The organism is Pseudoduganella danionis (assembly GCF_009720775.1).
GTDB classification, from domain to species: Bacteria; Pseudomonadota; Gammaproteobacteria; order Burkholderiales; family Burkholderiaceae_D; genus Rugamonas; species Rugamonas danionis.
On the sequence record NZ_WNKW01000001.1, the window covers coordinates 238,633 to 264,392 of the forward strand.

Genomic DNA, 25,760 nt, shown 5'->3' on the forward strand with positions numbered 1-25,760 from the left:
AACAGGAGCCAGCATGACCAGCCATTTAGACAGCGATCCCCGTTTTGACGCCAGCCGTGAAATCCGCGCCCCGCGCGGTGCCGAGCGCACCTGCAAGAACTGGGGCGCCGAGGCGGCCTATCGCATGATCCAGAATAATCTGGATGCGGAAGTGGCGGAAAATCCTAAACATCTGGTGGTGTATGGCGGTATCGGCCGCGCGGCCCGCAACTGGGCTTGCTATGACCAGATTCTGGCCTCGCTGCGCGAACTGGAAGACAACCAGACCTTGCTGATCCAGTCCGGCAAGCCGGTGGGCGTGTTCCAGACTCACGAAGATGCGCCGCGCGTGCTGATCGCCAATTCCAATCTGGTGCCAAAGTGGGCCAACTGGGAACACTTCAACGAACTCGATCGCAAGGGCCTGTTCATGTACGGCCAGATGACGGCCGGTAGCTGGATCTACATCGGCACGCAGGGCATCGTGCAGGGCACGTTCGAAACTTTTGCCGAAGCAGGGCGCCAGCATTTCGGTGGCGATCTGAAAGGACGCTGGGTACTCACGGCCGGTCTGGGCGGCATGGGCGGCGCGCAGCCGCTGGCTGCCACCATGGCCGGTGCCGTATCGCTGAATATCGAATGCCAGCAGAGCAGCATCGATTTCCGTCTGCGTACGCGTTATCTGGACAAACAGGCTGCGAATATCGACGAGGCGCTGGAACTGGTACGCCAGCACAAGGCCAATGGCGATGCGATTTCCATCGGTCTGCTGGGCAATGCCGCCGACGTGCTGCCGGAACTGGTGCGCCGTGCGCGTGCTCAAGGGCTGGTGCCGGACGTGGTGACCGACCAGACTTCCGCCCACGATCTGATCAACGGCTATCTGCCGCAAGGCTGGACGGTGGAACAGTGGAAGGCCGCGCAGCAGGATGCCGGCCGCCACGCCGAACTGAAAGCGGCGGCTGCGGCAGCGTGTGCCGTGCATGTGCAGGCCATGCTGGACTTCCAGACGCTGGGCGCCAAGGTGGTCGACTACGGTAACAACATCCGTCAGGTGGCCTTCGATCAGGGCGTGAAAAACGCCTTCGATTTCCCCGGCTTTGTTCCGGCCTATATCCGCCCGCAGTTCTGCGAAGGCCGTGGTCCGTTCCGCTGGGTGGCGCTGTCCGGCGATCCGGAAGATATCTACAAGACCGATGCCAAAATCAAGGAACTGTTCCCGCACCATGCACAGGTACATCGCTGGCTGGATATGGCGCGCGAACGTATCGCCTTCCAGGGCCTGCCGGCACGGATCTGCTGGCTGGGTCTGGGCGAACGTCACATCGCCGGTCTGGCCTTCAATGAAATGGTGCGCAACGGTGAGCTGAAAGCACCGGTGGTGATCGGCCGCGACCACCTCGACACGGGTTCCGTGGCCAGCCCTAACCGCGAAACGGAAAGCATGAAGGACGGTACGGATGCCGTGTCCGACTGGCCGCTGCTGAACGCACTGCTGAATACTGCCGGTGGCGCTACCTGGGTGTCGCTGCACCATGGCGGCGGCGTGGGCATGGGCTATTCGCAGCACTCCGGCGTGGTGATCGTGGCCGACGGCACGGATGCTGCCGCCAAGCGCCTCGCCCGTGTGCTGGTCAACGATAGCGGCACGGGCGTGATGCGCCATGCCGATGCTGGCTACGAAACGGCGATCGCCTGCGCCAAGCGCAATGGCCTGAACCTGCCGATGATTCCTTAAGAACCGAACCGGATACTGAATATGACCCACTCTGCAACTGCTCTGACCCTGAAACCTGGCGCATTGACGCTCGACGAACTGCGCGCCGTCTGGCGTGCTGCCGGCCCGCTGTCGCTGGCGGCGGAAGCCTATCCTGTGATCGAAGCATCGGCGGCGGCCGTGCAGGCCATCGTCGCCAAAGGTGATGCGGCCTACGGTATCAATACCGGCTTCGGTCTGCTGGCCAAAACCCGCATTCCGGACGATAAGCTGGAACAACTGCAGCGCAACCTGATCCTGTCGCATTCGGTGGGCACGGGCGAGCTGATGTCGGATGCCGTCTGCCGCCTGATCATGCTGATGAAGATCGGCAGTCTGGCGCGCGGCTTCTCCGGCGTGCGCCCGCTGATCATCGATACCCTGATCGCGCTGTACAACGCCGGCATCATGCCGGCCATTCCGGCCAAGGGTTCGGTTGGCGCTTCGGGCGATCTGGCGCCGCTGTCGCACATGACGCTGGCCATGCTGGGCGTGGGCGAAGTGCGCGTCAACGGCCAGCTCATGCAGGCGGTCGATGCGCTCAAAGCAGCCAATATCGCACCAGTGGTGCTGGCCGCCAAGGAAGGTCTGGCCCTGATCAATGGCACGCAGGTTTCCACCGCGCTGGCGCTGCATGGCCTGTTCATGGCCGAGCGTCTGCTGGAAGCTGGCATGGTGACGGGCGCGCTGTCGCTGGACGCTGCCAAAGGTTCGGATTCGCCGTTCGACGCGCGCGTGCACGAAGTACGCGGCCAGCCTGGCCAGATCGCTGCTGCGGCCATCTACCGCGAACTGGTCAGCAACAGCGCCATCCGCGCCTCCCATCTGGTAGGCGACGAGCGCGTGCAGGACCCCTACTGCCTGCGCTGCCAGCCACAGGTGATGGGCGCCTGTCACGACATCATCGCCAATGCCTCACGCACGCTGCTGATCGAAGCCAATGCCGTGACCGACAATCCGCTGCTGTTCAAGGATGGCGAGCTGTCGGTAGTGGTCTCGGGCGGTAACTTCCATGCCGAGCCGGTGGCTTTTGCGGCCGATACGCTGGCGCTGGCCATCGCCGAAATCGGCAGTATTTCGGAGCGCCGCATCGCGCTGCTGATCGATGCGACGTTGTCTGGCCTGCCGCCATTCCTCGTGCGCGAACCGGGCGTGAATTCGGGCTTCATGATTGCCCACGTGACGGCGGCGGCGCTGGCGTCGGAAAACAAATCGATGGCGCATCCGGGCAGCGTGGATACCATCCCGACTTCGGCCAATCAGGAAGACCACGTCAGCATGGCGACCTACGCGGCGCGCCGTCTGGACGACATGGCGCACAATACCGCTGTGATCCTCGGTATCGAACTGCTGGCCGGCGCACAGGGCATCGATTTCCACCGTCCGCTCAAGACCTCGCCGCAACTGGAGCACGTGCATGCGCAACTGCGTAGCCGCGTACCGTTCTTCGACGCCGACCGCTTCTTTGCGCCCGATATCGAAGCGGCCAAAGGCATGGTGCTGCGCGGTGATCTGAGTGCATCGTGCAAATCGCTGTTCGCAGCGCTGGGTCACTAACAGGGGAGGCGGCATGGACTTCCGTTTCAATGCAGGCAGCATACCCTTGCTGGTGTCCATGCCGCATGTGGGCACCGATATTCCCGACGAGATCGCGGCGCAGATGACCGCCGCCGGTGCTGACCGTCAGGACACCGACTGGCATCTGGTCAAGCTCTACGAATTCCTCGGCGAGATGGGGGCGTCGACACTGTCGGCACGCTGGTCGCGCTATGTGATCGATCTGAACCGGCCACCGGAAGACAGCAATCTGTATCCGGGGCAGGACACCACGGGGCTGTGCCCCGTCGATACCTTCCACCGCGAGCCGCTGTACCGCGAAGGCTGTCTGCCTGACCCGGCGGAAGTGCAGCGTCGTCTGGCCGCCTACTGGCAACCGTATCACAGCCAGTTGCGCAGCGAACTCGAACGTCTGCTGGCGCTGCATGGCCGCGTGGTGCTGTGGGATGCGCATTCCATCGCTTCCATCGTGCCGCGCTTCTTCGAAGGCAAACTGCCGGATCTGAATTTCGGCACGGCCGATGGCAAGAGTTGCGCGCAGGGCCTGTCCGAGGCCGTGGTGGCACAGGCGCTGGCGCAGGAACACTACAGCATCGCCGTGAACGGGCGCTTCAAAGGCGGCCATATCACGCGCCACTATGGCCGTCCCGCTTCGAATGTGCATGCTATCCAGTTGGAGATGTGCCAGTCCACCTATATGGACGAACAGGCGCCGTATGGCTACCGCGCCGATCTGGCGGTGCAGGTGCAGGGCGTGCTGCGCTCCATGCTGCAGGCAGCCGCTGACTGGAGCCGCGCATGAGCGGGTTGAATACGCAAGGGAATCAGCAAGGAAGTCAGCTGTTTGCCCGTCACGCACTGCTGCCGCAAGGCTGGTGCAACGACGTGCTGATCGCATGGGATGCGGCGGGCACCATCACGGCGATTACGCCCGATGCTGCCGCAGCGGTGGCGGATGGTTCCGTCCCCGTGGTGAGCTATGTCCTGCCCGGCATGATCAACCTGCATTCGCACAGCTTCCAGCGCGCGCTGGGCGGCCGCACGGAAAAGGCCGGACCGGGACGCGACAGCTTCTGGACCTGGCGCGAACTGATGTACCGCTTTGCCCGCAATATCACGCCCGAGCAGATGGAAGCCATTGCGGCCCAGCTGTTTGTCGAATGTCTGCGCCATGGTTACACCTCGCTGTGCGAGTTCCATTATGTGCAGCGCGCACCGGATGGCAGCATGTATGCGCAGCCAGCAGAAACGGCGCAGCGCGTGATCGCCGGTGCACGGCTGGCCGGCATAGGCATGACCATGCTGCCCGTGCTGTACAGTTATTCCGGCTTTGGCGAGAACCCGTTGAAACCCGAGCAGCAGCGCTTCCGCACCGATGCCGCCGATGTGCTGCGCATTATCGAAGCGCTGGAACCGCTGCGCGACGCCCAGATGGAAGTGGGCGTGGCGCCCCATTCCTTGCGCGCTGCCACGGCGCAGCAGATCAATACTGTGCTGGCCGCCCTGCCTGCCAGCCGTCCCGTCCACATCCACATCGCCGAGCAGATGGCCGAAGTACAGCAGGCGCTGGACTGGTGTGGCCGTCGTCCCGTGCAGCATCTGTATGATCAGGTGGAGGTTGACCAGCGCTGGTGCCTGATTCACGCCACCCATCTGCTGCAGGATGAAGTGCAGAGCATGGCGCGCAGTGGCGCCGTGGCCGGCCTGTGCCCCACCACGGAAGCCAATCTGGGCGATGGCCTGTTCCCGCTGGAAGAATTCCTGTCGCTGGGCGGGCGCTTCGGCGTGGGCAGCGATTCGCATATTTCGCAAAGCGCCGTAGAAGAACTGCGCTGGCTGGAATATGGCCAGCGTTTGCAGCAGCAGCGGCGTAATATTGCGGTATCGGACAGCGAGCGCAATGTAGGCGACTTCCTCTGGCAGCGCGCCCTGCAGGGCGGCGCACAGGCCAGTGGTCGTCCCGTGGGCGCGCTGGAAGTGGGGCGCCGTGCCGATCTGCTGGTGCCGGACGAGGATCATCCGAACCTGCACGCGCTGGCGCTCGATGAAGTGCTGGGCAGCTTTATCTTCAGCGGCAACGACAATCTGGTGCGCGATGTGATGGTCGGTGGCCGCTGGCTGGTGCAGCGTGGCCAGCACGTGGCGCAGCAGGAGATCGCGGCGCGCTTCAAACAGACTTTGACTGAACTGCGGGAGTTTCGATGAGCCAGCTTATCCAGTACGCCAGCCTGCGTCCCACGCCATGGAAGAACGGCGGCGGCAGCACCACCGAAATGCTGGTATCGCCAGCCGGTGCCGGTTTCGATAGCTTCGACTGGCGCATCAGCCTCGCGACCATCTCCGAGAGCGGCCCGTTTTCCGTGTTTGCGGGCATAGACCGCACACTGGCGCTGGTGGATGGCGATGGCGTACTGCTGGACTTCGGCGACGAACGTTTTGTGCTGAGCCCCAGCGAGCCGGTGATCGAATTCGAAGGTGAAGCGGCCGTGCATGCCACGGTGGCCGGCGGCGTGACCACGGACTTCAATGTGATGACGCGGCGCGGCGTCTGCCGCCACCGGCTGGAACTGCAGGTGGTGCGTGGCAGCCAGCCGCTCAAGCGCCGCGCTGCCACCACCTTGCTGTTCCTCGCCGATGGCGAAGGGCTGACGCTGAGCAGCGAGTGCGAGCGCATCGCCATGGTGCGCTACGACCTGCTGGTGCTCGAAGACGGACAGGAGTGGACCATGGATGCGGCACAGGCCACGGTGTTCGTGGTCGATATCATCAATTACTAGGAAGCTGTAACGATGTGGGATCTGCTGTTTACCAATGTGCATCTGGCCACCATGGTCGATGGCTATGGCGAGCTACGGGATGGCGCGATCGCCGTCAAGGATGGCCGCATTGCGTGGTTGGGCCGGATGGATCAGTTACCCGCCGCACCACAGGCGGCCAGTGCGCACGATGGCGCGGGCTGCTGGCTCACGCCGGGCCTGATCGACTGCCATACCCACATCGTCCATGCCGGTAATCGTAGCGACGAATTCGAAGCGCGCCTGAACGGCGCTACCTACGAGGATATTGCCCGTGCTGGCGGCGGCATCATGTCTACCGTGCGCGCCACCCGTGCCGCCAGCGAGGACGAACTGTTGCAGGCCAGCCTGCCGCGTCTACGCAGCCTGCTGGCCGAAGGCGTGACGACGCTGGAAATCAAATCCGGCTACGGCCTGACGCAGGCCTCCGAGGCGGCCATGCTGCGCGTGGCGCGCCGCATCGGGCGCGAACTGCCGGTCGATGTGGCCACCACTTTCCTCGGTGCCCACGCCGTGCCCCCGGAGTTTGCTGGCCGTGCCGACGATTATGTGGATGCCGTGTGCGCCATGATGGCGCCGCTGGCCGAGGAAGGGCTGATCGATGCGGTAGATGCCTTCTGCGAGCGCATAGGCTTTACGCCAGCCCAGACGGAGCGCGTGTTCGCGGCCGCCAAGGCTCTGGGCCTGCCCGTCAAGCTGCATGCCGAACAGCTTTCCGATCTGGCGGGCGCCGCACTGGTGGCGCGTTATCAGGGTCTGTCGGCCGATCATCTGGAACACCTGAGCGCCAGCGGCATCGCCGCTATGGCTGCTGCCGGCACGGTAGCCGTGCTGCTGCCCGGCGCCTATTACTTCCTGCGCGATACCACTCCGCCGCCGGTGGCCGAACTGCGCGCGGCCGGCGTGGCCATGGCGGTGGCAACCGACTGCAATCCCGGCACTTCGCCCATGACTTCGCTGCTGCTGGCCATGAATATGGTCTGCACCCTGTGGCGTCTGACGCCGCTGGAAGCGCTGGCCGGTTGCACGCGCCATGCGGCCCGTGCGCTGGGACGCTCCGACCGCATCGGTACGCTGGAAGTGGGCAAGCAGGCCGACTTCGCCCTGTGGCGCATCGCCCGTCCGGCCGACCTGTCGTATGCCATCGGCCATAACCCCTGCTGCGGCGTGGTGCAGCGCGGGGTGTTGCGTGTAGTGTTGTGCGGCGGGCAGAATTAGAGGATAGCCTCGGCAAATTTTACGGTGTGGAACGGGCGATCGGTTACAGTATGCGATGCTCGTTTTAACGTAACAGGAAGCCCATGTTTGTCGTGAATTCCCTCCGCGCGGCTGTTTTGCTGACGCTGGGCGCCAGTGCGCTGGCGCAGGAGCCAGTCCATCCACAACCTGCACCGGTGCCGCATGCGCCGGAAGCGCAGGTGGCCCCCGCTGTCGCACCGGCGGCATCTGCCACGCCGGCTGCTATGCCGGTCGCCCTGCAAACTCCGCCCGGCGCACGTCCGTTTGCCGACATCGTGCGCGGTGCTGCCCATGTGCCGGGTTTTCTGGGCCTGTATCAGAAAGAGGAAAAGGTCTGGATAGAGCTGCGCCCCGACCAGTTCGACCGCCCCCTGTTCATGTCGGTGAATACCCCCAACGGCATCGGCGAACGCGGCATCTACGGCGGCCAGATGGGCATGAGCCAGGTGGTGGTGTTCCATCGGGTTGGGCCGCTGGTGCAGCTGATCGCCAAGAACACGGCGTATGGCGCCAAAGCCGGTACGCCGCAGGCGCTGGCCGTGGCACAAGCGTATTCCGATAGCCTGCTGGCGATAGCGCCCGTGATCAGCGGCCCGCATCCGCAGAATGGCGCCATCCTGATCGAAGCCAGCACGCTGCTGTTCGGCGACATGGCGGCTTATGGCACCAAGCTGGAATCGGCTTTCCGTCTGCCTTACTCTGTCGATGCGCGCAACAGCAGCTTCCAGAGTGTACGTTCGGACGACAGCATGACCGGCTTGCAGGTGCAGGCTCATTATCTGGTGCCGCGTCTGCCGGCCGCACCGGCAACGGCTGCAGCGGCGGCGGCAGCACAGGCTTCCGGCTATGCGCCGCCGACCACGCTGCCCGATGCACGCAGCCTGTTCCTCGGCTTCTATTACAACTTCATGCCGCTGCCGGCGCAGCCTATGGCGGGCCGGCCGGCCGATGAACGCATAGGCCATTTCGTGCGCACCTCGCATGATTTTTCCGACGACATCAAGCCAACGACGGCGTTGCATCTGGTGGAACGCTGGCGGCTGGAGAAGCTCGATCCCGCGCTGCCGCTGTCGGCGCCCAAGCAGCCCATCGTCTACTGGATCGATGCGAATGTGCCGCATAAGTACCGCGAGTCCGTCAGACAGGGTGTGCTGGCATGGAATGCTGCGTTCGAAAAGATAGGCTTCAAGGATGCCATCGTGGTCAGGCAGCAGAGCGAGACCGACCGTTTCGATACCATGGATGCACGCCACGCGTCGGTGCGCTGGTTCTTCGGCAACGATGTGGGCTTCTCGCTGGGGCCCCGTCAGGTGGACCCGAGAAGCGGCGAGATTCTCGATGCCGATATCGCCGTGTCCGATGTATTTGCCCGTGGTGCGCGTCGCCAGATCGCCAGCGCTGCGCTGGCCGCACCGGAGGACCGCTGCCAGTATCAGGATGGCGTGACGACGGAACTGGAATTCGCCATGGGCCTGCTGTCCGCGCGCAGCGAAACGGATATGGCCGGCCCCGAAGCGGAAGCGCTGGCGCAGGCTTATGTGCGGGCCGTGGTGATGCACGAAATTGGCCACACGTTGGGCTTGCGCCACAACTTCCGTGCTTCCACCGTGTACAGCCTGAAGCAGTTGCAGGACCCCGAGTTCACGCGCCAGCATGGCATGGCCGGCTCCGTGATGGATTACACGCCGTTCAATCTGGCACTCAAGGGCGAAACCCAGGGCGAGTATGTGCCCTCCGCACTGGGCCCGTATGATTACTGGGCCATCGAATATGCTTACAAGCCTATCGAGGCGGCACAGGAAAAGGAGGAGCTAGCGCGCATTGCTGCCCGTTCTGGCGAGCCGGAATTGAGCTTCGGCTCCGATCTGGAAGCGGGCGGCTTCAATGCCGATCCCGAAGTGAATTCCTATGATCTGGGTAGCGACCCGCTGGCCTATGTGCAGCGCCGGCTGGCCATGTCGCGCGAGCTGTGGGACCGGCTGGAACGCCGCACGCTGAAACCGGGCGAGAGCTTCGACAGCCTGCGCCGCAGTTTCGAGAACGGTTATCAGCAATACGCGCGCACCTTGCCGCTGGCAGTGAAATACATCGGTGGTGTCAGCTATGTGCATGACCATGCCGGGACTGGCCGTGCGGCCTTTACGCCGGTGCCGCTGGCACGCCAGCGCGCCGCGCTGCAGATGATTACGGGCAGCCTGTTCAAGGCCGATAGCCTGCATTTCTCGCCAGCGCTGGTGAGCCGCTTGACGCCGGAGCCATTTGAAATGACGGCGCGGCCGGATGTGTCGGTGGCGGCGCGGGTGCTGGCTTTGCAGACGGCTGCGCTGGACCAGTTGATGGCGGATGCGGTAGCGACCCGGTTAACGGATTCGCTGGAAAAACTCGACGACAAGCGGCAGGTACTGAGTCTGGACGAGCTGTATGGCAGCCTGCAGAACGCCATCTGGAGCGAGCTGAAAAGCGGCAAGGAGATCACGGCGGCACGGCGCAATCTGCAGCGCGAGCATCTGAAGCGCTTGTGCGCGGGCTTGCTGCGTAGCCCCACGCCGACGCTGGCCGATGCGCGCAGCCTGCAGCGCCAGTATGCGCTGCAGCTACAGCGCGATCTGCGCGCAGCGCAGAACCGCAATCACCGCAGCAAGACCAGCCGCGAAGTACAGGCCCATCTGGCCGAAGCTTATGAAACCCTGAGCCAGACGCTGAAAGCGCCGTTGCTGCGCGTAGGCACCTGAGCGCAGCCGCTAACGGCCAGAGTGCACTAGCAGCGCTGCCGCTGCGCTTTGCCGCGTATCACGTACCGGATGACATATGGGTCAGCGCATTGCCGGTCACGCGGCAGATGCGCCAGTCCGGCAGCAGGTCGGCGCCCATGCCTTCATAGAATTTGATGGCATTGGCATTCCAGTCCAGCACTGACCATTCGAAGCGGCCACAGTCGCGCTCCACCGCCAGTTTGGCCAGCGCCACCAGCATCTGCTTGCCGTAGCCGTGGCCACGGCGTGCTTGCTTGACGTACAGGTCTTCCAGATACAGACCTTTCTTGCACAGGAAGGTGGAGAAGTTATGGAAGAACAGGGCAAAGGTCACTACTTCACCTTCCGTTTCGCCGACGATGGCTTCGCACACGGGCTTGGCGCAGAACAGGCTGTCGTGCAGCATGGCGGGCGTGGCCACTACCATGTGTTCGAGCTTCTCGAATACGGCCAGTTCGTAAATCATGCCGAAGATGGCTTCAACGTCGGCCGGCGTGGCCGGGCGGATGGTCAGATTGCTAGAGGTCATAGTTCAGTCCGTACTGGTGGAAGGAGAGGGGCTATCGGATTTGAGGGCCCAGGCGACGCTGGAAATGCACAATATCATGCCCAGCCATTCGAGCAGGCCGGGGCGGTAGTGTTCGAGCTGGATAGACAGCAGCACCGAAATCACGGGCGTCACCACGCCGATGTACACGGCCTTGTGCGAGCCTATGCGGTGGATCAGCGTGAAATAAGCGGCAAACGCGATCACCGAACCGAACAGCGACAAATACAGCAGGCCGCCCCAGTAAGGCAGGCCATGGGGCAGGCGGAACGACTGGCCGCTGGCCAGCACCCACAGCGCCACCAGCAAGCTGCCCCACAACATCGACCACGCCATGGTCAGCAGCACATTGGGCGACTGTTCGCGTACCTTGATCACCACCACATTGCCGACCGAGCTTGCGATGGTGGCCGTCAGCGCCAATACCAGCCCCAGCAGGAAATGGCCATTGCCGCCCGAGCGGATTTCCGCCCATGCGTCGCCGATGGACTGGTAGAACAGCAGGCTGACGCCGGCGATCGCCACGGCGCCGGCACTCCACGTACGCCAGCCTAGCGGCGTGCCGAAAAACATGCGATTGAGGATGGGATTCCAGAACACCATCAGGGCGAACAGCACGGCCACCAGACCGGACACCAGATACTGTTCCGAGGTGTAAGTGCAGATATAGCTGATGCCAAATGTCGCGCAGCCTTGCAGCAGCATCCAGCGCTGCACGCGCCACGGCATGCGCAAGCGGTCGCCGCGTGCCAGACACCAGGCGAACAGTACGGCGGCCGACAGCGCGAAACGGTACACCACGGAAACGGCAGGCGGTACGTCGCCCAGTTGCAGAGTGATGGCAAAGAAGGTGGAGCCCCAGATCAGGCAGGCAATCAAAAACAGGATAGGAGAGGACATCGGACGAGTATAGCGGGCAGCGCCATTGCTTGCCTAGCGGATAAATTTTGTTGCGACGCAACAGAAAATATCGGCACGCCGCCTAAATTTGTATCATTGCGTAAAAATTGAGCATTTTGCAGAAAATGCAAGTATGATGGAATGACACATCATCGACGGAGGGCGCCATGAATACCGCGCTACAGATCAAAGTTGTCGGCCTACTCGGCTATGTTGCAGTCAGCACCGCACTGGTGCTGATGCTGCCTGACGACGATGTGCACAATGCCGCGCAAACCCTGTTTGCGCTGGCCAGTCTGCGTTAATACGCGAGCCGCAAGCGACGGTACAGGAAACCCAGCACGAATAGCGGGCCGATCAGCAAAAAACGCAGGTCATCGAAGAAGGACGGTTTTTTGCCTTCGATCTTATGGCCGATGAACTGACCTATCCAGGCCAGCACGAACACAGTCAGGCTGACGGTCAGAATCTGGCTTTGCGGCAAGATCGCAAGGATGACCAGCATGCTGCCCGACATCAGCAGCATACCCAGTGCAAACGGGCGCGACAGTTTGAAGTAATACGCCAGCGAGGCCACCACGACGGCAATCGCCACTACCGGGTGCAGCGACCACAACAGCCCCAGCAGCGTGAACACGATGGTGGGGACACACACGATGTGTATCCATTCATTGGTGGGATGCAAATGGCTGGCGCTGTATTGCTCCAGCAGCACGTCGATGGTGCGAATATTGGGCATGTCAGTCTCCGTTGTAAGTGTCATACTTTTTAGTACGATCGTGCGATGAATTCTACACGCACTCGGCGGCCATGGCGCGGCATTGCGTACAATGCCGCCACCGGATACCACACTTTCGCACATGCCTAGCGCACCGAGCGCGGCAACTTACCGAACATGCAGACCAAGTACAGTTTTCCTGCGGTCGCCGCCGCCGATGCCCGCTTGCTCATACTGGGCAGCCTTCCAGGCGAACAGTCGCTGGCACAAGCCCAGTATTACGCTCATCCGCAGAACGCGTTCTGGCGCCTGGTGGGCGAAGTGATCGGAGTGGATCTGGTGGCGCAGGATTACACCAACCGCCTCGCCACCTTGCGCGCGCACCGGATAGGCTTGTGGGATGTAGTCGCCAGTGCCAGCCGCAGCGGTAGTCTCGACAGCCAGATCCGTGACCATACCAGCAATGATATTGCCGGCTTGCTCGCATCTTTGCCACAGTTGTCGACGATAGCGTTCAATGGCGCCACGGCGGCCCGCCATGGCCTGAAACAGCTCGGCGATACCGCCGCAAAATACCGGATTGTGCAACTGCCGTCCTCGAGCCCTGCCCATACGCTGGCCTATGCGCAGAAATTGCAGGCCTGGCTCGCGCTCGCCGACGCCTTGCCGCCGGCCTAGTCTGTGCGCCTGCTAGCAGCGTTATCGGAGCAGGCAGATGCAGCCCAGCATGGCCAGTATGGCGGCTGTCAGGCGCGCGATTGCGGGCCGGCCGTGGCCGCCCGGAGCGATCCATCTGCACATCAGACTGCCGGCCATACCCAGCAAGGCATGAAATAGCACGCTGAGCATGGTCAGCCATATGCCGAGCACCACCAACTGCGCGGGGGCCGGTGCGCGCCCCGCTTCAACGAACTGCGGCAGAAACAGTGCGAAGAACAGCACGGCCTTGGGATTGAGCAGGCTATTCAGAAATGCGCGGCCCCACAGTGCGCGCGCCGCCAGCAGTGGCACGGTTTCCGCTGTGGCCAGCCGGGTGGGCGTCCATGCCCGCCATGCCAGATAGAACAGATAAGCGGCACCCATCAGGCGCACGCAGCTCTGGGCTAGCGGACTGTGCAGGAAGAACAGGCCGAGTCCGGCGGCAATCAGCAGCGTCAGTACGATGTCGGCCGCACCGATGCCCAATGCGATATGAATGGCACCGCGCCAGCCGTAGCGGGCACCGTGGATCAGTACGAAGGCCATATTGGGGCCCGGTGCGAGCAGCAGCAACAATACGGCCGTGCTGAAGAGGGCCAGTGTGGCGGAACTAGGCATGGTGCACCGGATGTGGCTGGTGGCCGGTCATGATGGATATCAACATAAGCTGCGTGGTGTATGGAAAGTAAAGCGGGCAGCATATAATTTCTGATCTAATACAATCAAAGAATTGTTATAGGTACTTTGCATGAACGGTTATCAGGACATTGCCAATGCAATTCTGGCGCGCATACACAGCGGCGAATTGCGTCCGGGCGCGCAATTGCTGCCGGTACGCGCGCAGGCGCAGGCTGCCGGTGTCGCGCTGGCAACGGCTGTGCGCGCCTATGCCTGGCTGGAACAGCAGGGACTGGTCGTGGCCGAGCGTGGCCGCGGTACTTTCGTGCGCGATCAGGGCGCCTGCCGTAACGATGCGCTGGTACAGACGGCCGGCGCGACGCCCGCTATCGACCTGAGCTTCAATTCGCCCACCGTGGCCGGACAGGAAGAAATGCTGCGGCAGGGACTGCGCAATCTTGCCAGCGCGGGCGATATCGCTTCCTTGCTGGGATCGGTGCCGCAGGGCGGTACGCTGCACCAGCGCGCGCTGGCCGCCCGTTTTTTGCAGCAGCGCGGTCTGACGCTGGATGCCGCGCAGGTGCTGCTGGTCAATGGAGCCCAGCATGGCATTACGGTGGCATTGGCGGCCTGCTGCCAGCCCGGCGATGCGATTGCGGTCGACGCACTGACCTATCCGGGTCTGCGTGCGGCGGCACAGGCACAGCGCATCGATCTGCTGACTGTGCCGCTCGATGCTGCCGGTGGCCCCGATCTGGCGGCGTTAGAACGGCTGTGTGCACGGGCGCGTGTGCGGGCCTATTACTGCATGCCGACCATCCATAATCCGCTCGGCTGGGTCATGCCGCTGGCGCAGCGTCAGGCACTGGTACAGATTGCGCGGCGCTGCGGCCTGACGCTGATCGAGGACGCTGCATATGCGTTTCTGGCAGATCCCGCGCCGCCGCCGCTGTATGCGCTGGCACCGGATTGCACCATCTATGTTTCCAGCCTGTCCAAGAGCGTGGCAGCGGGCATGCGCATAGGCTTTGTGGTGGCACCAGCCGGCATGAGCGATGCGCTGGCGCGCCAGATTCGCGTCTCGATCTGGAATCCGTCGTCCGTGGCCATGGCGCTGGCCTGCCAGTGGATGGAAAGCGGCGAAATTCTGGCGCTGGAACAGGCCAAGCGGCACGATGCACGCCAGCGCCAGACGCTGGCACGTGCAGTGCTGGAAGGCTGTGCCATACGCGCGCACCCAGCAGCCTATTTCATCTGGCTCGAACTGGCTGATAGCCTGCGCGCAGAGGAGACGGCGGCGAGGCTGGCGCGGCAGGGCGTAACGGTCACCACGGCGGCAGCATTTGCAGTCGGGCCGCAACGGCCGCAGGCGCTACGGCTGGCGCTCGGCTCGGTGCCGCTCGCATCCTTGCGTGCGGCGCTGGAGCAGGTCAGGCGCGAAGTGTTGTGGTAGCGCGGCGCGGCCTACCTAGCCGGGGCGTTGCCGCGCAGTTGCAGGATGGCGCGCACCACCTGTTCGGGCGCTTCTTTTTGGATGTAGTGGCCGGAATGACTGACTTCGCTTGCGCTGGAAGCCGGTGCGGCAGCTTGCCATAGGCGGCGTAGCTGGCGTGTCATTTTCTCGAAATCGCCGCGTTCCTCGGGGCGGAATTTTCCGCTGAATAGGAACAGTACGGGCTGGGATATGGTCTTGTGCCCGTACAGGTAATCGTTGGATGCGGCCTGTGCGTCGAACTCGTCGCGCATCGTACCGGAGAACACACTGTATCGGAGTGCACCCAGCAGCGCCGCCTGCGCCGGCGCCTGTTTTTTCAGTTCGGCCAGATGGTCGCTATGGGTCGGATCGATCAGCACTAGACCCGCGACTTCTTCAGGATAGCGCTGGGCGTAGCAGTGCTGGTATAGGCCGCCCAGCGAATGGCCGACCAGTATGAATGGTGGTTTGAGTGCGAGCGCGCGCGTGAGCTGGTGCAGTTCCTGCGCGATCGTGCAGGGATCGCGCGCATCCGTGCTGGAAGGGCTGTCGCCATAGCCGGGCCGGTCGTAGGCGAGTAGCGCGGTGCTGGCCGGTAGCTGCTGAATCACCTGAGCCCAGACGTTTTTGCCATCGCCGAGGCCGGACTGGAAAATCACGGTTGGCCCCGCGCCGGACTGTGCATAGTAGCTGAGCGGTTGTCCGGCGGGGAGTTTGACCGTGGCGCTATGCGGCAAGCTGGCGCAGCCCGTCAGACCGATTGCCAGCACGAGGCTGGCACGCATCAGCGTTGGAAGAAAAATTGGCATAGGCTATAGGATAAATCGGTAATCGGGGCATGCGCGGCACGCCATTCTAACGCTGGGACAGCGCTGGTCATTGCAGATTCCTGGCGCCCCATTCGGCGATCTTGCGACGCAGTACATGGTTGGCATTACCTTCCGGATGCGTGCTGATCCAGCCGGCGATAAGGTCGGCACTGATTTCATTCGGATGGTAGTTCTCTGTCCGATTGGGAAACAGATCCTTGTATTCGCTCACGCTATTCAGATCGCGCATGCGCGGCTGTCCCTTGCCATCCTGCGCAACCATAAACGTGCCGTTACGTTCGATCAGTTCTATGGCTACCGGGCGGGTGTCGTCGGCCATATTCGGCCGTACGAGTTCGCGCAGCATCAGGTCGGTACGTATCCATTGCTGCTGGCCAGCGGTCTTGAGCTGGTATATCCAGCGCAGGTCCAGCGCATCGGGGTTGGTCATGCGGTGTTCGATCAGCCACGGGTGGTCGGGCAGGCTATCGAGGTGGCGGAAGCCCAGTATCTCCGTGTACAGGCTGACAAAGCGTTCCGGATAGGCACGCTGCAGTACGTGCACCTGTTCGTGGATCAGCAGCGGGGCGGCCATCTGGTCAAGGATGGTGGTCCAGCCCCAGCGATACATGCGCAGCATGCCATCGAGCTCGGTCGGTGCCAGCACGATGCAGGCGCCGCGTGTGTGGGGAATGCCCGCTTCGACATTGGCGCCTGTCTTGATGAAGCAGAACGGCGTGCGCGCCAGCAGCGGCGCTTCGCGTCGGATACGCGGCGCGAGCCGCGCCAGCACGTCGCGCAGCATGGCCTGTTCCTCCGCACTATAGGCTTGCACATCATCGGCAAATTTTGCACGTGCCAGGGCGCGCGCCTGTTCCGGTGCGCTACCGTGCAACGCCAGTTTGGACTTGGCGCGCAGTTCGCCTAGCTGTAGTGCGTCAAAATAACTTTTTTCAGGCCCCTCGGTCAGGGCTGCTTTTCCTTCTTGAATCGTCAGGAAGCGTATGCTGAGCGCTGGCGCTTCGGCGCTCGCGCGTGTGAGTGGCAGCAGGCATAGGCAGGCAAGTATCAGTCGTTTCACGATGTCGTCTCGAAGATCAGAGACGGCACTATAGCGCCCGCATGGCGCGGCATCAGGCGAAATCCGATGAACTGCAAAACGGGCTGCATGGAGTGCACCTGAGCCCGATAGCGGGGCGCCTCGCGCTGCGCGCCAGCCCGGGCTGGCCTGGCCGCGCGCAGCCGCTTCAAGCTGCGGCGGTGCGCGCCAGCACGCGTACCACGGTCTGGCGGTAGTCGCGAAAGCCCATGCGCAGATACAGTTGGTGGGCTGGATTGTCGTGCATCACGTGCAGGAACGGCGTGTCGCCGCGCAGGATCTGCTGGCGCAGCACTTTGCGGATCAGGGCCGGCGCCAGCCCGCGTCCCTGTGCCGAAGGATGGGTACACACGCCGCTGATTTCGCACAGGCCCGGTGCGCGCAGGCGCTCGCCGGCCATGGCGATGAGCTGGCCGTCCTCAAAAATACCCCAGTATTCGCCCAGTTCGATGGTGCGCAGGCCGAACGGGCCCGGCTTGCACAGTTGTGCCAGCGCCACCGCCTGCGCCGCGTGCTCGGCCGTCAGCCGTATTGCTTGCGGAGCCGTATCGGTGGCCGGACACACACCTTCCCACACCATGCGGAACATGGACGACTCCACTTCGATCTGCCAGCCGTCCGGTGCTGGCCCCTGCCAGCTATCACAGTAGAAATGCTCGCCCGCCTTGCAGACCTCGCGCAGGCCGTCGAAGTCGGGCTGGGCCGGATCGGCAAACGCGATGATGGGCGAAAAGCCTTCCACATAGCGGCGCGCGGCGCCACTGCCGCTGGCGTAGCACGCATGCGGCCCTGTCAGCGCTTGCCAGAAGATATGGTCGAGGACAGCCGGATCGTAAGCCATGCTCTTATGGCCCGACCGGCACGATGGTGGTGGTGCCGTCGGTGGTGATGGCGATCAGGGTCAGGCCATCGCCCGACACGGCCATCTGGCGCGGCGCGAGCTGCTTGCCCGTGCTGGTCAGCTTGAACTGGTTGAGCAGGGTGCCGCTGCTGCTGTACAGCCAGATATCGCTAACCGCGCCGTTGGCCGCCGTGCCGCAATACAGCCGGCCATCGCTGCCCACTTCCACGTTGTTGGGTGCGCCATCGCCGGCGGCCAGATAGGCCAGCACACCGAGATCGGCCGGGTTCAGGATGCTGCACGATTTGGTCGCGCTGCTCGCGCTGTAAAGGCGCGTGCCATCCAGACTGACGGCGATATCCTGCCCCTGCGTACCGGCACCGGCATGGCTGGCGGCACTGATCTTGGCCGGATACAGCGTGCCGCCGTTGAGCGCGGCATAGTCGACGCTGTAGGTGGCGATCTGCACGGCGCCGCTGTCTTCGCTCTGTTGCAGCAGGCGTTTGCCATCGCCGCTGGCGGCCAGCGTGCCGCTGCTCAATGGCAGGCTGAGCTTGGTGTTATCGCTGGTCAGGTAGGCCGCGCCCGTACTCAGGGCGAGGATTTCCACACCGTTCGGACGCAGTATTTTCAGCCGGGTAGTGCGGTCGGCCGCGCTGAGCGCGAGGTTGCCCGTCACCTTCTGGGTGTTCAGGTTGATGCTGACGAGGGCGCGGTTGCTCAGGTCGAGCAGATACAGCAGGTCGCCATTGGCGCTGGTGGTCATATCGCCCAGACTGCTGGCGAGTCCCGTGATGCTGGCCACTTTCTGGCCCGTGTAGAGGTGGTAGACGTCGATATAGGTGCCGCCATTGTGCACATAGGCATAAGGCCGGATCGGATCGGTGATGACATTGCTATACGGCAGCACGGTGGTGGTATTGCTGCTCGGCGTGCGCGTGCCCTTCCACAAGGCGATGCGTATCACTTCCGGCGCCACTGCATCGGTATCGGTGGGGGTGATGGTCACCGTGGCCAGATTCAGCGAGTCGGCCGTCAGCGTACTGGGGTCCGCCACCAGCGCGATCTGGTTGCTGCTGACGTTGGCGGCCAGCCAGCTGGCGCTCGAGCTGGCGCGCATGCCGCCAAAGTTGCCGAAGTTGTCCGTGACGGTGATGGTGCGGGTCAGACGCGACCAGCCGGGCGCACTGCTCAGTGCGGCTGCGGTCTCGGACGGGATCAGCGTGTGCCGGTCCTTGTTGATGGTCAGCAGAATGGCGGCCTTGACCTGATCGCCATTTACGCTGGCGCTTGCATTAATCAGGCGCGAGCTGCTGCCCACCGTGGCGCTATTGGGCACGGCAGTGAAGCTGAGCTTGCTGCCGGTTTGGCTCACGCTGCCGCTGGTGCTGCTGGCGCTGGCCCATGCGGGCAGCGTATCAAGTATCCATGGCCAGCTATTGCTCAGCGTGTTCAGGCTGAGCGTGACGGAAGCTGTGCTGCTGAAATCACGGCCGTAAGTGCCGCCCAGCGTGACGGCATTTACGGAGGTGCTCAGTGTGGCGGGGCTCAGATTGAGCGTGACGGGCAAGGTACGCGTGCTCAGGCCGGGCGCTGCCAAACTGAGCGTATTGCTATAGCTGCCGCTGGCCAGCGTACCCACGCGCGGATCGACCGACAGCGCCATGCTGGCCGGCGTGCTGCCACTGCTGGGCGTGACGCTGAGCCAGCCCACGCTGGCGCTGGCCGTCCATTTGGCGCTGGCTTGGTCATCGGTATCGATAGTGATGTTCTGGGCCGGTATCGGTGCGCCATTGATGGCGTTGAAAGTCAGGCTGCTGGAGTTGCTGACCAGACCGCTAGGCTGGACCGACAGGGTGGCCGCCAGCGTCACACTCTGGCCATCGCTGGCGCTGAGGGTCAGGTTGGCGTTGTACTCGCCCACGGTCAGTCCAGTAGCATCGAAGCTCACAGCTAGCGTGGCGTTGCCGCTGCCGCTAGTGAGGGCCGGTTTGAGCCAGCTTGCACTGCTGCTGACGCTCCAGCTACGACCGGCCGCATTGATGGCAACATTGATAGGACTGGCGGCCGTGCCACCAACGTGGAAAGTGCCGGCCAGCGCGGTGGCTGGCGTCGCCGTAAAGGTAGGCTGGCCGGCTGCAACGATTTGCAGGCTGTAGGGCAGACTGACGGGCGAGCCGGGGAACTGGCTGACGCACGCGCTATCGCGGCACAGGCGCACGCTGAAGTTGCCGGTATACGTGCCTACGGCCAGACCGGGCGCCGTCTGCAGCACCGCGTGGTACTGACTGTCGCTGTCGCGCACTAGCTGGGGATTGGGCTGCAGCACGCCATTGCTATCGACCACAGAGGCGAACACCTGGCCCGTGACTTCGGCCGGACGGGTCACGGCGGCGATCACGTTCAGCGTCAGCGCACTGCCCGCGTTCACGCTGGCCCGCACGGTGTCGGGAGTGAAGCTGAGGGCGGGGCTGACTACGGGCGTGCTGCCACTGCCAGTGCTGCTGCCTCCGCCGCCACAGCCGGCGAGCGTGGCCAGCAGCAGGGCACAGCAGGAGTAGACGAAAGTCGACGCGATGGACCGGCGATGCAGCATGAGTATTCCTGGTAGGCAGCACGGGTCGTGCCTGAGCCTACAATTGTTGTTCACCCACAACAGGGTGTCAAGCTGGCATAGAGGGCAAGTTGTGCCGTATTTTCGCGCTTAACTTCAGGCCCGGCCTATTTCTGCAGGGCGGCCGCTTCGTAGGCGCGCAGCTTGTCCAGCTTGGCCGCGTACAGAGCGTGATCGCTGCGTGTGGTGCTGTTGGCCAGTGCCTTGACCATGTGCATATCCGCCTCGCGCAGGTAGCCTAGACGGTAATCGGCCAGCGCTAGCCAGAAGTGGAATTCGTGGTAGTCGGGCACGCGCGCAAGCTCGCGCCGGAACAGTTCACGTGCGCGCTCGAAGTCGCCGATGCGCATCGCGGCCTGGCCCAGATTGAAGTAGTAGAACGGCGGTTCCGGTTCTAGTTGCGCCAGCTTCAAGCGCAATTGTGCAGCTTCGGCGCGCTTGTCCGGCAGCGCCTGGCTTTCCAGCGTCTGCGCCAGATTCGATAGCACGATCACGTTGTCCGGCCGCTGCTGCAGCGCATAGCGCAGGGTGCGCTCGGCTTCGGGCAAATTGCCGTGGTGCTGGTAGATCACGGCCAGCGTATTGTAGGCGTGCAGGAAGGCGGGGGCTTGCTCGATGGCTTTGCGCACCAGCCAGTAGGCCTGATCGTACTGGCCTTGCGCCAGCAGTTCGGCGCCGCGGTTGTTGAGGTACATGGCGATGATGGTGGTTTCATCGAGTGGCCTGGCATTCTCGCGCGCCTTGGCCGTGATGGGGATGAAGTCCACCGTCAGCGGGCTGGACAGGTCCACCCCGAAGCCGTTGCGGATATCCGTACGCTGCTGGCCGAGTACGAGGTTGACGTGGTTGCTGGCGAAGTACAGGTCGCCAGCACGGCTCCAGCTTTCATCCACCTGCACCTGCTGGAACTGTACGTTGAGATTGAGTTCGCGCGCGAGTGCCGCCGTCATGATGGCCAGCGACAGGCAGTTGCCGGAGCGGGCGGCAAAGGTTTCGGCCGCGTCGCGCGTCATGGCAGCGTCGTACTCGAGCTGCAGCTTGTCCTTGCGGTACAGTGCTTCAAACAGTACGCGGCGTACATCCTTGTGCAGCAGGTTGTGGCTGACTTCGCGCTGCAGATAGGCGCGCATGTCGGCATTGACGGCAAAGATGTGGTCGATCTCGACCGGCCGGGCTGGCGCGTCAAATAGCTGGTCGTGGAATAGTTGCGGCGCCGCTGGTAACTGGTCCAGCGGTGTCGTGCTGGCGCAGCCGCCCAGCAATGCGGCGCAAAGTAGGATGGCGCAGGCTTTCATGACAGTCTCCCGTATCGGCGGGACGCCATGGGTTAGCGCAGTAAGACTAAGACTAAGAAGAGGCTACCGGGTTCCGCTGAAGGAAAGTATCCTCGCCTGTGCGGGTACTGTCAAACGCTGCTTCAGGCGAGCGGGCGCAGCTCCTGCGGCTGGCCGTCGGCGTCGAAACGCCGGGCTACCGACAACTGGCCCAGACCCAGGCCCAGACTGGCCAGCGCGTCGCTCACATCGTCGACTTCGATTTCCAGATCGGCCGTGAGGTCGAGCGGCCGGTCGCATTCGGCCAGTACGCTGTCGCCGATGCGTAGCTGCACGCGTAAAACCATGTCGTCGTCGATGTCGGTGGGCGCAATGATGGCCTGTAGCTGCTCGGGCGCGTGGCCGTCCATGGCCTGATTGAGTGTGGCCAGCATTTGCAGCATGGCGTACTCGGCCTGCGCAGTCGCGCGCGCGCCGAAGAACAGATCCTGATACAGGAAGTTCAGGCGCAGCGCGGGATCGCTGCCGCGGCCGCGGCCCAGGCAGCGCGCCACCATGGGTGCATATTGTTCGGTCCACTTCTGGTAGCGTTCGGCGCGCTGGGCGAAATAGGCGTCGGCGGCTTTTTCCTTGGCCGGTACGGCGTAGAACGGATCGTCGGCACGCTTGAGGGCAAAGCCCAGCAGGAAGCGCAGTTCCACCGCGCTATCGTCGGGGCCGAAGCTGCTCGGCGCCCAGCCGGCCGCCATGCTGCGCTCGAGCGCCGGCGCTGCCATGATTTTTTTGTTGTTCAGCGATTGCTCGGCTTCGCGCACCATGCTGTGCAGCTGGCCGTAAGTGATCTTTTCGATTTCGGCCAGATCATAGGCATGGCTGACCAGTACCACGCGCGCACGCGGGCTTTCCAGCCCGGCATCGGTGAAGCTATCGAGCACGGCGTCGTAGGCGTCGCTGTCCTGGAAATCAGCGGCGGCATCGAGCCCGCCCTGGCTGTGCACAAACACGGGGATGGCAAAGGCGTCGATTTCCATTTCCGGCGCATCGGCATGGCGCAGGCGCACGCTGGCCGCACCTTCTTCGATGGCATTGCGCAGGTAGCGGTAGCCGTCCACGGATTCGTCGCGCGCCAGTTCGATCGCGCCGTACAGCACTTCATCCTTGCTCTGGTTGAGCAGCTTGCGCAGCAGGCGCTGGAACTCCAGCCCTTTCTGCGCCAGATCGGCGCGGGTGGCCTCGGCCACGATGTCGTTATTGAATTCGCCATCCGACAGGTCGAGCGCGAGCGCGCACAGTTCGGTGGTTTGCTGTTCGTCTTTGAGTTCGGGCGCGGCGGCCGATTTGCGCGCGACGGGGCGCTTGTTGTTTGCCATAGTCTATCGTTCGGTATGCAGGGCTTCGTTCAGTTCTTCCAGCAGGTCGGCGGTTTCGTCTTCCGTCAGGCCCAGATGGCGGCAGGCGTAGTCGCGGCCTTTTTCCCATTCATACGACATGCGGCGGCCGTGGAAGCGCTGTATGCCCTGTTCGGCCAGCAGTGCCAGCGAAACCAGCGAGCGGATCGCGTCATCGGTGGCCGGATCTTCCAGCACGCGGTAGTCGTGGTGGTGCAGAATCGCCCAGCTGACGTCGGGCGACAAGCCCCAGTTACGCGCCAGCAGGCAGCCTATGGCCGCATGGTTGGTCTGGTAGCGCTGGTCTTCGAGTTGGGTAAACGGGTTGATGTGGTCGTCGCAGGCTTCGCTATAGGTTTGCGCATAGTCGGCAAAGCGGTTCATCAGCAGTGGCACGCCGATATCGCAGAACAGCCCGAAGGTGTGGGCGATGTCGGGCGGGGCGATGCGCAGTTTGCGCGAGCAGAACACCACCGCCTGCGCACGGCGCGCGGAGATTTCCCAGAATGCGTCCAGATCCGATTGCTTGCCATCGATGGCCTGGCGCGCCAGCAGGCCCGTGAGCAGGGCGGCGCACTGGCTGATGCCGAGGAAGTTGATGGCCTGCTCGACGGATTTGGCTTTGCGGCTGGCACCGAAGAACGGCGAATTGGCCAGCTTGAGCAGCGCGCCCGACATGCCAACATCATTGCCGATGATGCGCGCAATGCGGCGCGGCGACGGGTCGGGCTGGGCCAGCTCGTGCTGCAGGTCGACCAGTAGGCTGGGGCGAGGCGGAATCCGGATCGAGCGGATCAGCGCATCTTCTACGGCGTGGTCGTCGGGCTGGGCGTGAGGTGCTACTGGTGTCATCGTATTCTTCAGGGTCGGGTACTAATGATGCCAAAGCGACACTATAAACCAGTGCGCTCTGTTGTGCTCCCTGATTATCGCCGCAAGCTGCGGCGATGGATATCTAAATTTCCCCGATTTATGTGCCGAATGCCAACTTTTGGGTGCGGCCCTCTAGGGAAAAAGAACATTTTTATATCATTTTGCTCTGGCTCTGTGTACACCTGATCCAGATTGCGATTTCGACCACGCTGGCGGTGCCGCCGATGCCAGCGCCAGCGCGCTGGACGGCGCGGGCGCACTGTCAGGCATCTGGAACACGGCCACGGCGGCCGATAGCTGGACGGCCTGTTCCTGCAGGCTGGCCGCGGCGGCGGCGGCCTGTTCCACCAGTGCCGCATTCTGCTGGGTGACGTCATCCATCTGGCCCACGGCCTGATTGACTTCGGCGATGCCGCGCGCCTGATCGGCACTGGCCTGCGAGATGTGGGTGATGATGTCGTTGACCTGCTGTACCGAGGCCACCACGTCGTTCATGTGGGCGCCGGCCTGTTGTACCGATGCGCTACCGCTATCGATGGTGGCCACCGAGGCCGCAATCAGCGTCTTGATCTCGCGCGCAGCAGCGGCCGAGCGCTGCGCCAGCGTGCGCACTTCGCTGGCTACCACGGCAAAGCCGCGCCCCTGCTCGCCGGCCCGTGCTGCTTCCACCGCCGCATTCAGGGCCAGAATATTGGTCTGGAAGGCGATGCCGTCGATCACGCTGATGATGTCGACAATCTGGCGCGAGCTGCTGCGGATATCGCCCATGGTCTGTACCGCCTGCTGCACGGCGCTGCCACCCGTCTGCGCCAACTGGGCTGCGCTGGCGGCTAGCTGGCAGGCCTGGCGGGCGCTGGCTGCGTTGTGCTGCACGGCTTCGGTAAGGCTGGCCATGGCGCTGGCAGTCTGCTCGAGCGAACTGGCTTGCAGCTCGGTGCGGCTGGACAGGTCCAGATTGCCGCTGGCGATTTCGTGCGCGGCCACGTCGATGGTCTGCACGGCCGTGCGGATGGTGCCCAGCGTCTGGGTCAGATTGTCCATGGTGCGGTCCAGCATGCGCGCCGTATCGGCGATTTCATCGCGCCCGTCGTTGCTGGCGCCCGTGATCAGGCGGCCGGCCGCCAGTGCCAGCACCACATCGGCGATCGCGCGGATATCGCGCAGCATGGCGCTGCGCACGGCCATGGTCACGGCCAGCGACAGCAGCACGGACAGCAGCACCAGCACGGCCATGCCGCTGCTAAGCTGCTGGAATTCGGCGCGTGCCTGCTGGTGCGCCTGTGCGCTGAGCTGCTGCTCCAGCGTGGACATGCGGGCCAGCAGGGTATTGAGTTGCTGGAACTGCTGCTCGGCCTTGGCCATGGCATTGGTGGCGATGCTCTGGTCCATGGCCGCCATGTCCATGGTGTCCTGCACCGCCTTGCGGTAAGCCTGCAAGGCGCGGCGCGACTGCTCGACTATCTGGCGCTCGGGCGCATCGTCGCTGGCCGTCATGTCGCTGCCGAGCTGGCGCAGCTGCTGCTCTATGCTGTCATGACCCTGATGGATCTGGCGGTTCAGCTCATCCAGCCGGTTCTGGGCAAAGCTGCCATTCACCCATGCCAGCAACTGGTAGATGCGGGCATGGGCATAGCGCAGCTCGGCGCTGACATCGGCCGCGCTCTTGAGCCGCGCCGTACGGACCTGCAGCATATTTTCCAGCGTGGCGTTCTGGCGCAGCATGCCGTAGTAGGCCGCGCCGGCCGTCAGCATCAGCAGGCACAGTACCAGCCCCGGGGCCAGCAGCAGTTTCGGTCCTATCCGCAGTTTCTTCAGCATGGCCAGCTC

The 25,760-nt window shown here is 63.4% G+C and carries 22 protein-coding genes; 10 read left to right on the plus strand and 12 right to left on the minus strand.

Features of this window, described 5'->3' with window-relative positions:
- The first annotated feature begins 13 nt into the window (after positions 1–13).
- From hutU to GM655_RS01140, 7 genes are all read left to right on the plus strand, one after another.
- Positions 14–1,717, plus strand: coding sequence for a urocanate hydratase (gene hutU / locus GM655_RS01110; RefSeq protein WP_155432803.1), 1,704 nt, complete (start codon positions 14–16; stop codon positions 1,715–1,717).
- Between the two features lie 21 nt (positions 1,718–1,738).
- Positions 1,739–3,292, plus strand: coding sequence for a histidine ammonia-lyase (gene hutH, locus GM655_RS01115; RefSeq protein ID WP_155432804.1), 1,554 nt, complete (start codon positions 1,739–1,741; stop codon positions 3,290–3,292).
- A 13-nt stretch (positions 3,293–3,305) separates the two neighbouring features.
- Positions 3,306–4,094, plus strand: a complete 789-nt coding sequence (gene hutG / locus GM655_RS01120; RefSeq protein ID WP_155432805.1) for an N-formylglutamate deformylase — start codon at positions 3,306–3,308, stop codon at positions 4,092–4,094.
- On the plus strand, positions 4,091–5,497 hold the full coding sequence (locus tag GM655_RS01125; protein ID WP_155432806.1) for a formimidoylglutamate deiminase: 1,407 nt from the start codon (positions 4,091–4,093) through the stop codon (positions 5,495–5,497). The genes hutG and GM655_RS01125 overlap by 4 nt, the downstream gene beginning before the upstream one ends.
- Positions 5,494–6,069 carry a HutD/Ves family protein gene (locus tag GM655_RS01130; protein WP_155432807.1) on the plus strand — a complete coding sequence of 192 codons (576 nt, stop codon included), beginning with the start codon at positions 5,494–5,496 and terminating at the stop codon, positions 6,067–6,069. Before GM655_RS01125 ends, GM655_RS01130 begins: the two co-directional genes overlap by 4 nt.
- A gap of 12 nt (positions 6,070–6,081) precedes the next feature.
- A complete protein-coding gene (hutI, locus tag GM655_RS01135; protein ID WP_155432808.1) occupies positions 6,082–7,305 on the plus strand; it encodes an imidazolonepropionase in 1,224 nt (407 codons plus the stop codon).
- 83 nt (positions 7,306–7,388) lie between these two features.
- Positions 7,389–10,058, plus strand: a complete 2,670-nt coding sequence (locus GM655_RS01140; RefSeq protein ID WP_155432809.1) for a zinc-dependent metalloprotease — start codon at positions 7,389–7,391, stop codon at positions 10,056–10,058.
- Positions 10,059–10,116: 58 nt separating this feature from the next.
- Here GM655_RS01140 and GM655_RS01145 read toward each other — a convergent pair whose 3' ends face one another.
- Both GM655_RS01145 and GM655_RS01150 read right to left on the minus strand, forming a co-directional pair.
- On the minus strand, positions 10,117–10,608 hold the full coding sequence (locus GM655_RS01145; RefSeq protein WP_155432810.1) for a GNAT family N-acetyltransferase: 492 nt from the start codon (positions 10,606–10,608) through the stop codon (positions 10,117–10,119).
- Between the two features lie 3 nt (positions 10,609–10,611).
- Positions 10,612–11,526, minus strand: a complete 915-nt coding sequence (locus GM655_RS01150) for a DMT family transporter (protein WP_155432811.1) — start codon at positions 11,524–11,526, stop codon at positions 10,612–10,614.
- Between the two features lie 167 nt (positions 11,527–11,693).
- Here GM655_RS01150 and GM655_RS22690 point away from each other — a divergent pair, with 167 nt between their 5' ends.
- A complete protein-coding gene (locus tag GM655_RS22690) occupies positions 11,694–11,831 on the plus strand; it encodes a hypothetical protein (protein WP_196308676.1) in 138 nt (45 codons plus the stop codon).
- On the opposite strand, the gene GM655_RS01155 is transcribed toward GM655_RS22690, so the two are convergent.
- Positions 11,828–12,265 (minus strand): Mpo1 family 2-hydroxy fatty acid dioxygenase, encoded by a 438-nt coding sequence (locus GM655_RS01155; protein WP_155432812.1) that lies wholly within the window; start codon positions 12,263–12,265, stop codon positions 11,828–11,830. The genes GM655_RS22690 and GM655_RS01155 overlap by 4 nt on opposite strands.
- Positions 12,266–12,421: 156 nt before the next feature.
- Between GM655_RS01155 and GM655_RS01160 the strand changes: the two genes are divergently transcribed.
- A complete protein-coding gene (locus GM655_RS01160) occupies positions 12,422–12,922 on the plus strand; it encodes a DNA-deoxyinosine glycosylase (protein WP_155432813.1) in 501 nt (166 codons plus the stop codon).
- Positions 12,923–12,943: 21 nt separating this feature from the next.
- On the opposite strand, the gene GM655_RS01165 is transcribed toward GM655_RS01160, so the two are convergent.
- A complete protein-coding gene (locus GM655_RS01165; protein ID WP_155432814.1) occupies positions 12,944–13,561 on the minus strand; it encodes a LysE family translocator in 618 nt (205 codons plus the stop codon).
- A 130-nt stretch (positions 13,562–13,691) separates the two neighbouring features.
- Between GM655_RS01165 and GM655_RS01170 the strand changes: the two genes are divergently transcribed.
- Entirely contained in the window at positions 13,692–15,014 is a 1,323-nt protein-coding gene (locus GM655_RS01170) for an aminotransferase-like domain-containing protein (RefSeq protein ID WP_155432815.1), read from the plus strand.
- Between the two features lie 11 nt (positions 15,015–15,025).
- Here GM655_RS01170 and GM655_RS01175 read toward each other — a convergent pair whose 3' ends face one another.
- The 8 genes from GM655_RS01175 to GM655_RS01210 all read right to left on the minus strand — a co-directional run bounded on the left by GM655_RS01175 (position 15,026) and on the right by GM655_RS01210 (position 25,751).
- Positions 15,026–15,820 (minus strand): alpha/beta fold hydrolase, encoded by a 795-nt coding sequence (locus GM655_RS01175; protein ID WP_196308677.1) that lies wholly within the window; start codon positions 15,818–15,820, stop codon positions 15,026–15,028.
- 91 nt (positions 15,821–15,911) lie between these two features.
- Complete coding sequence (locus tag GM655_RS01180) at positions 15,912–16,925, minus strand: hypothetical protein (protein ID WP_155432817.1); 1,014 nt, start codon at positions 16,923–16,925, stop codon at positions 15,912–15,914.
- Between the two features lie 166 nt (positions 16,926–17,091).
- Positions 17,092–17,784 (minus strand): GNAT family N-acetyltransferase, encoded by a 693-nt coding sequence (locus GM655_RS01185; protein WP_155432818.1) that lies wholly within the window; start codon positions 17,782–17,784, stop codon positions 17,092–17,094.
- Between the two features lie 4 nt (positions 17,785–17,788).
- On the minus strand, positions 17,789–20,380 hold the full coding sequence (locus tag GM655_RS01190) for an SMP-30/gluconolactonase/LRE family protein (protein WP_229632326.1): 2,592 nt from the start codon (positions 20,378–20,380) through the stop codon (positions 17,789–17,791).
- 125 nt (positions 20,381–20,505) lie between these two features.
- Complete coding sequence (locus tag GM655_RS01195; protein WP_155432819.1) at positions 20,506–21,693, minus strand: tetratricopeptide repeat protein; 1,188 nt, start codon at positions 21,691–21,693, stop codon at positions 20,506–20,508.
- Between the two features lie 122 nt (positions 21,694–21,815).
- Positions 21,816–23,042: a DUF2863 family protein gene (locus tag GM655_RS01200; protein ID WP_155432820.1), complete on the minus strand. Its 1,227-nt coding sequence runs from the start codon at positions 23,040–23,042 to the stop codon at positions 21,816–21,818.
- Between the two features lie 3 nt (positions 23,043–23,045).
- Entirely contained in the window at positions 23,046–23,912 is an 867-nt protein-coding gene (locus GM655_RS01205) for an HDOD domain-containing protein (RefSeq protein WP_155432821.1), read from the minus strand.
- 177 nt (positions 23,913–24,089) lie between these two features.
- Positions 24,090–25,751, minus strand: coding sequence for a methyl-accepting chemotaxis protein (locus tag GM655_RS01210; RefSeq protein ID WP_155432822.1), 1,662 nt, complete (start codon positions 25,749–25,751; stop codon positions 24,090–24,092).
- Positions 25,752–25,760 lie beyond the last annotated feature (9 nt).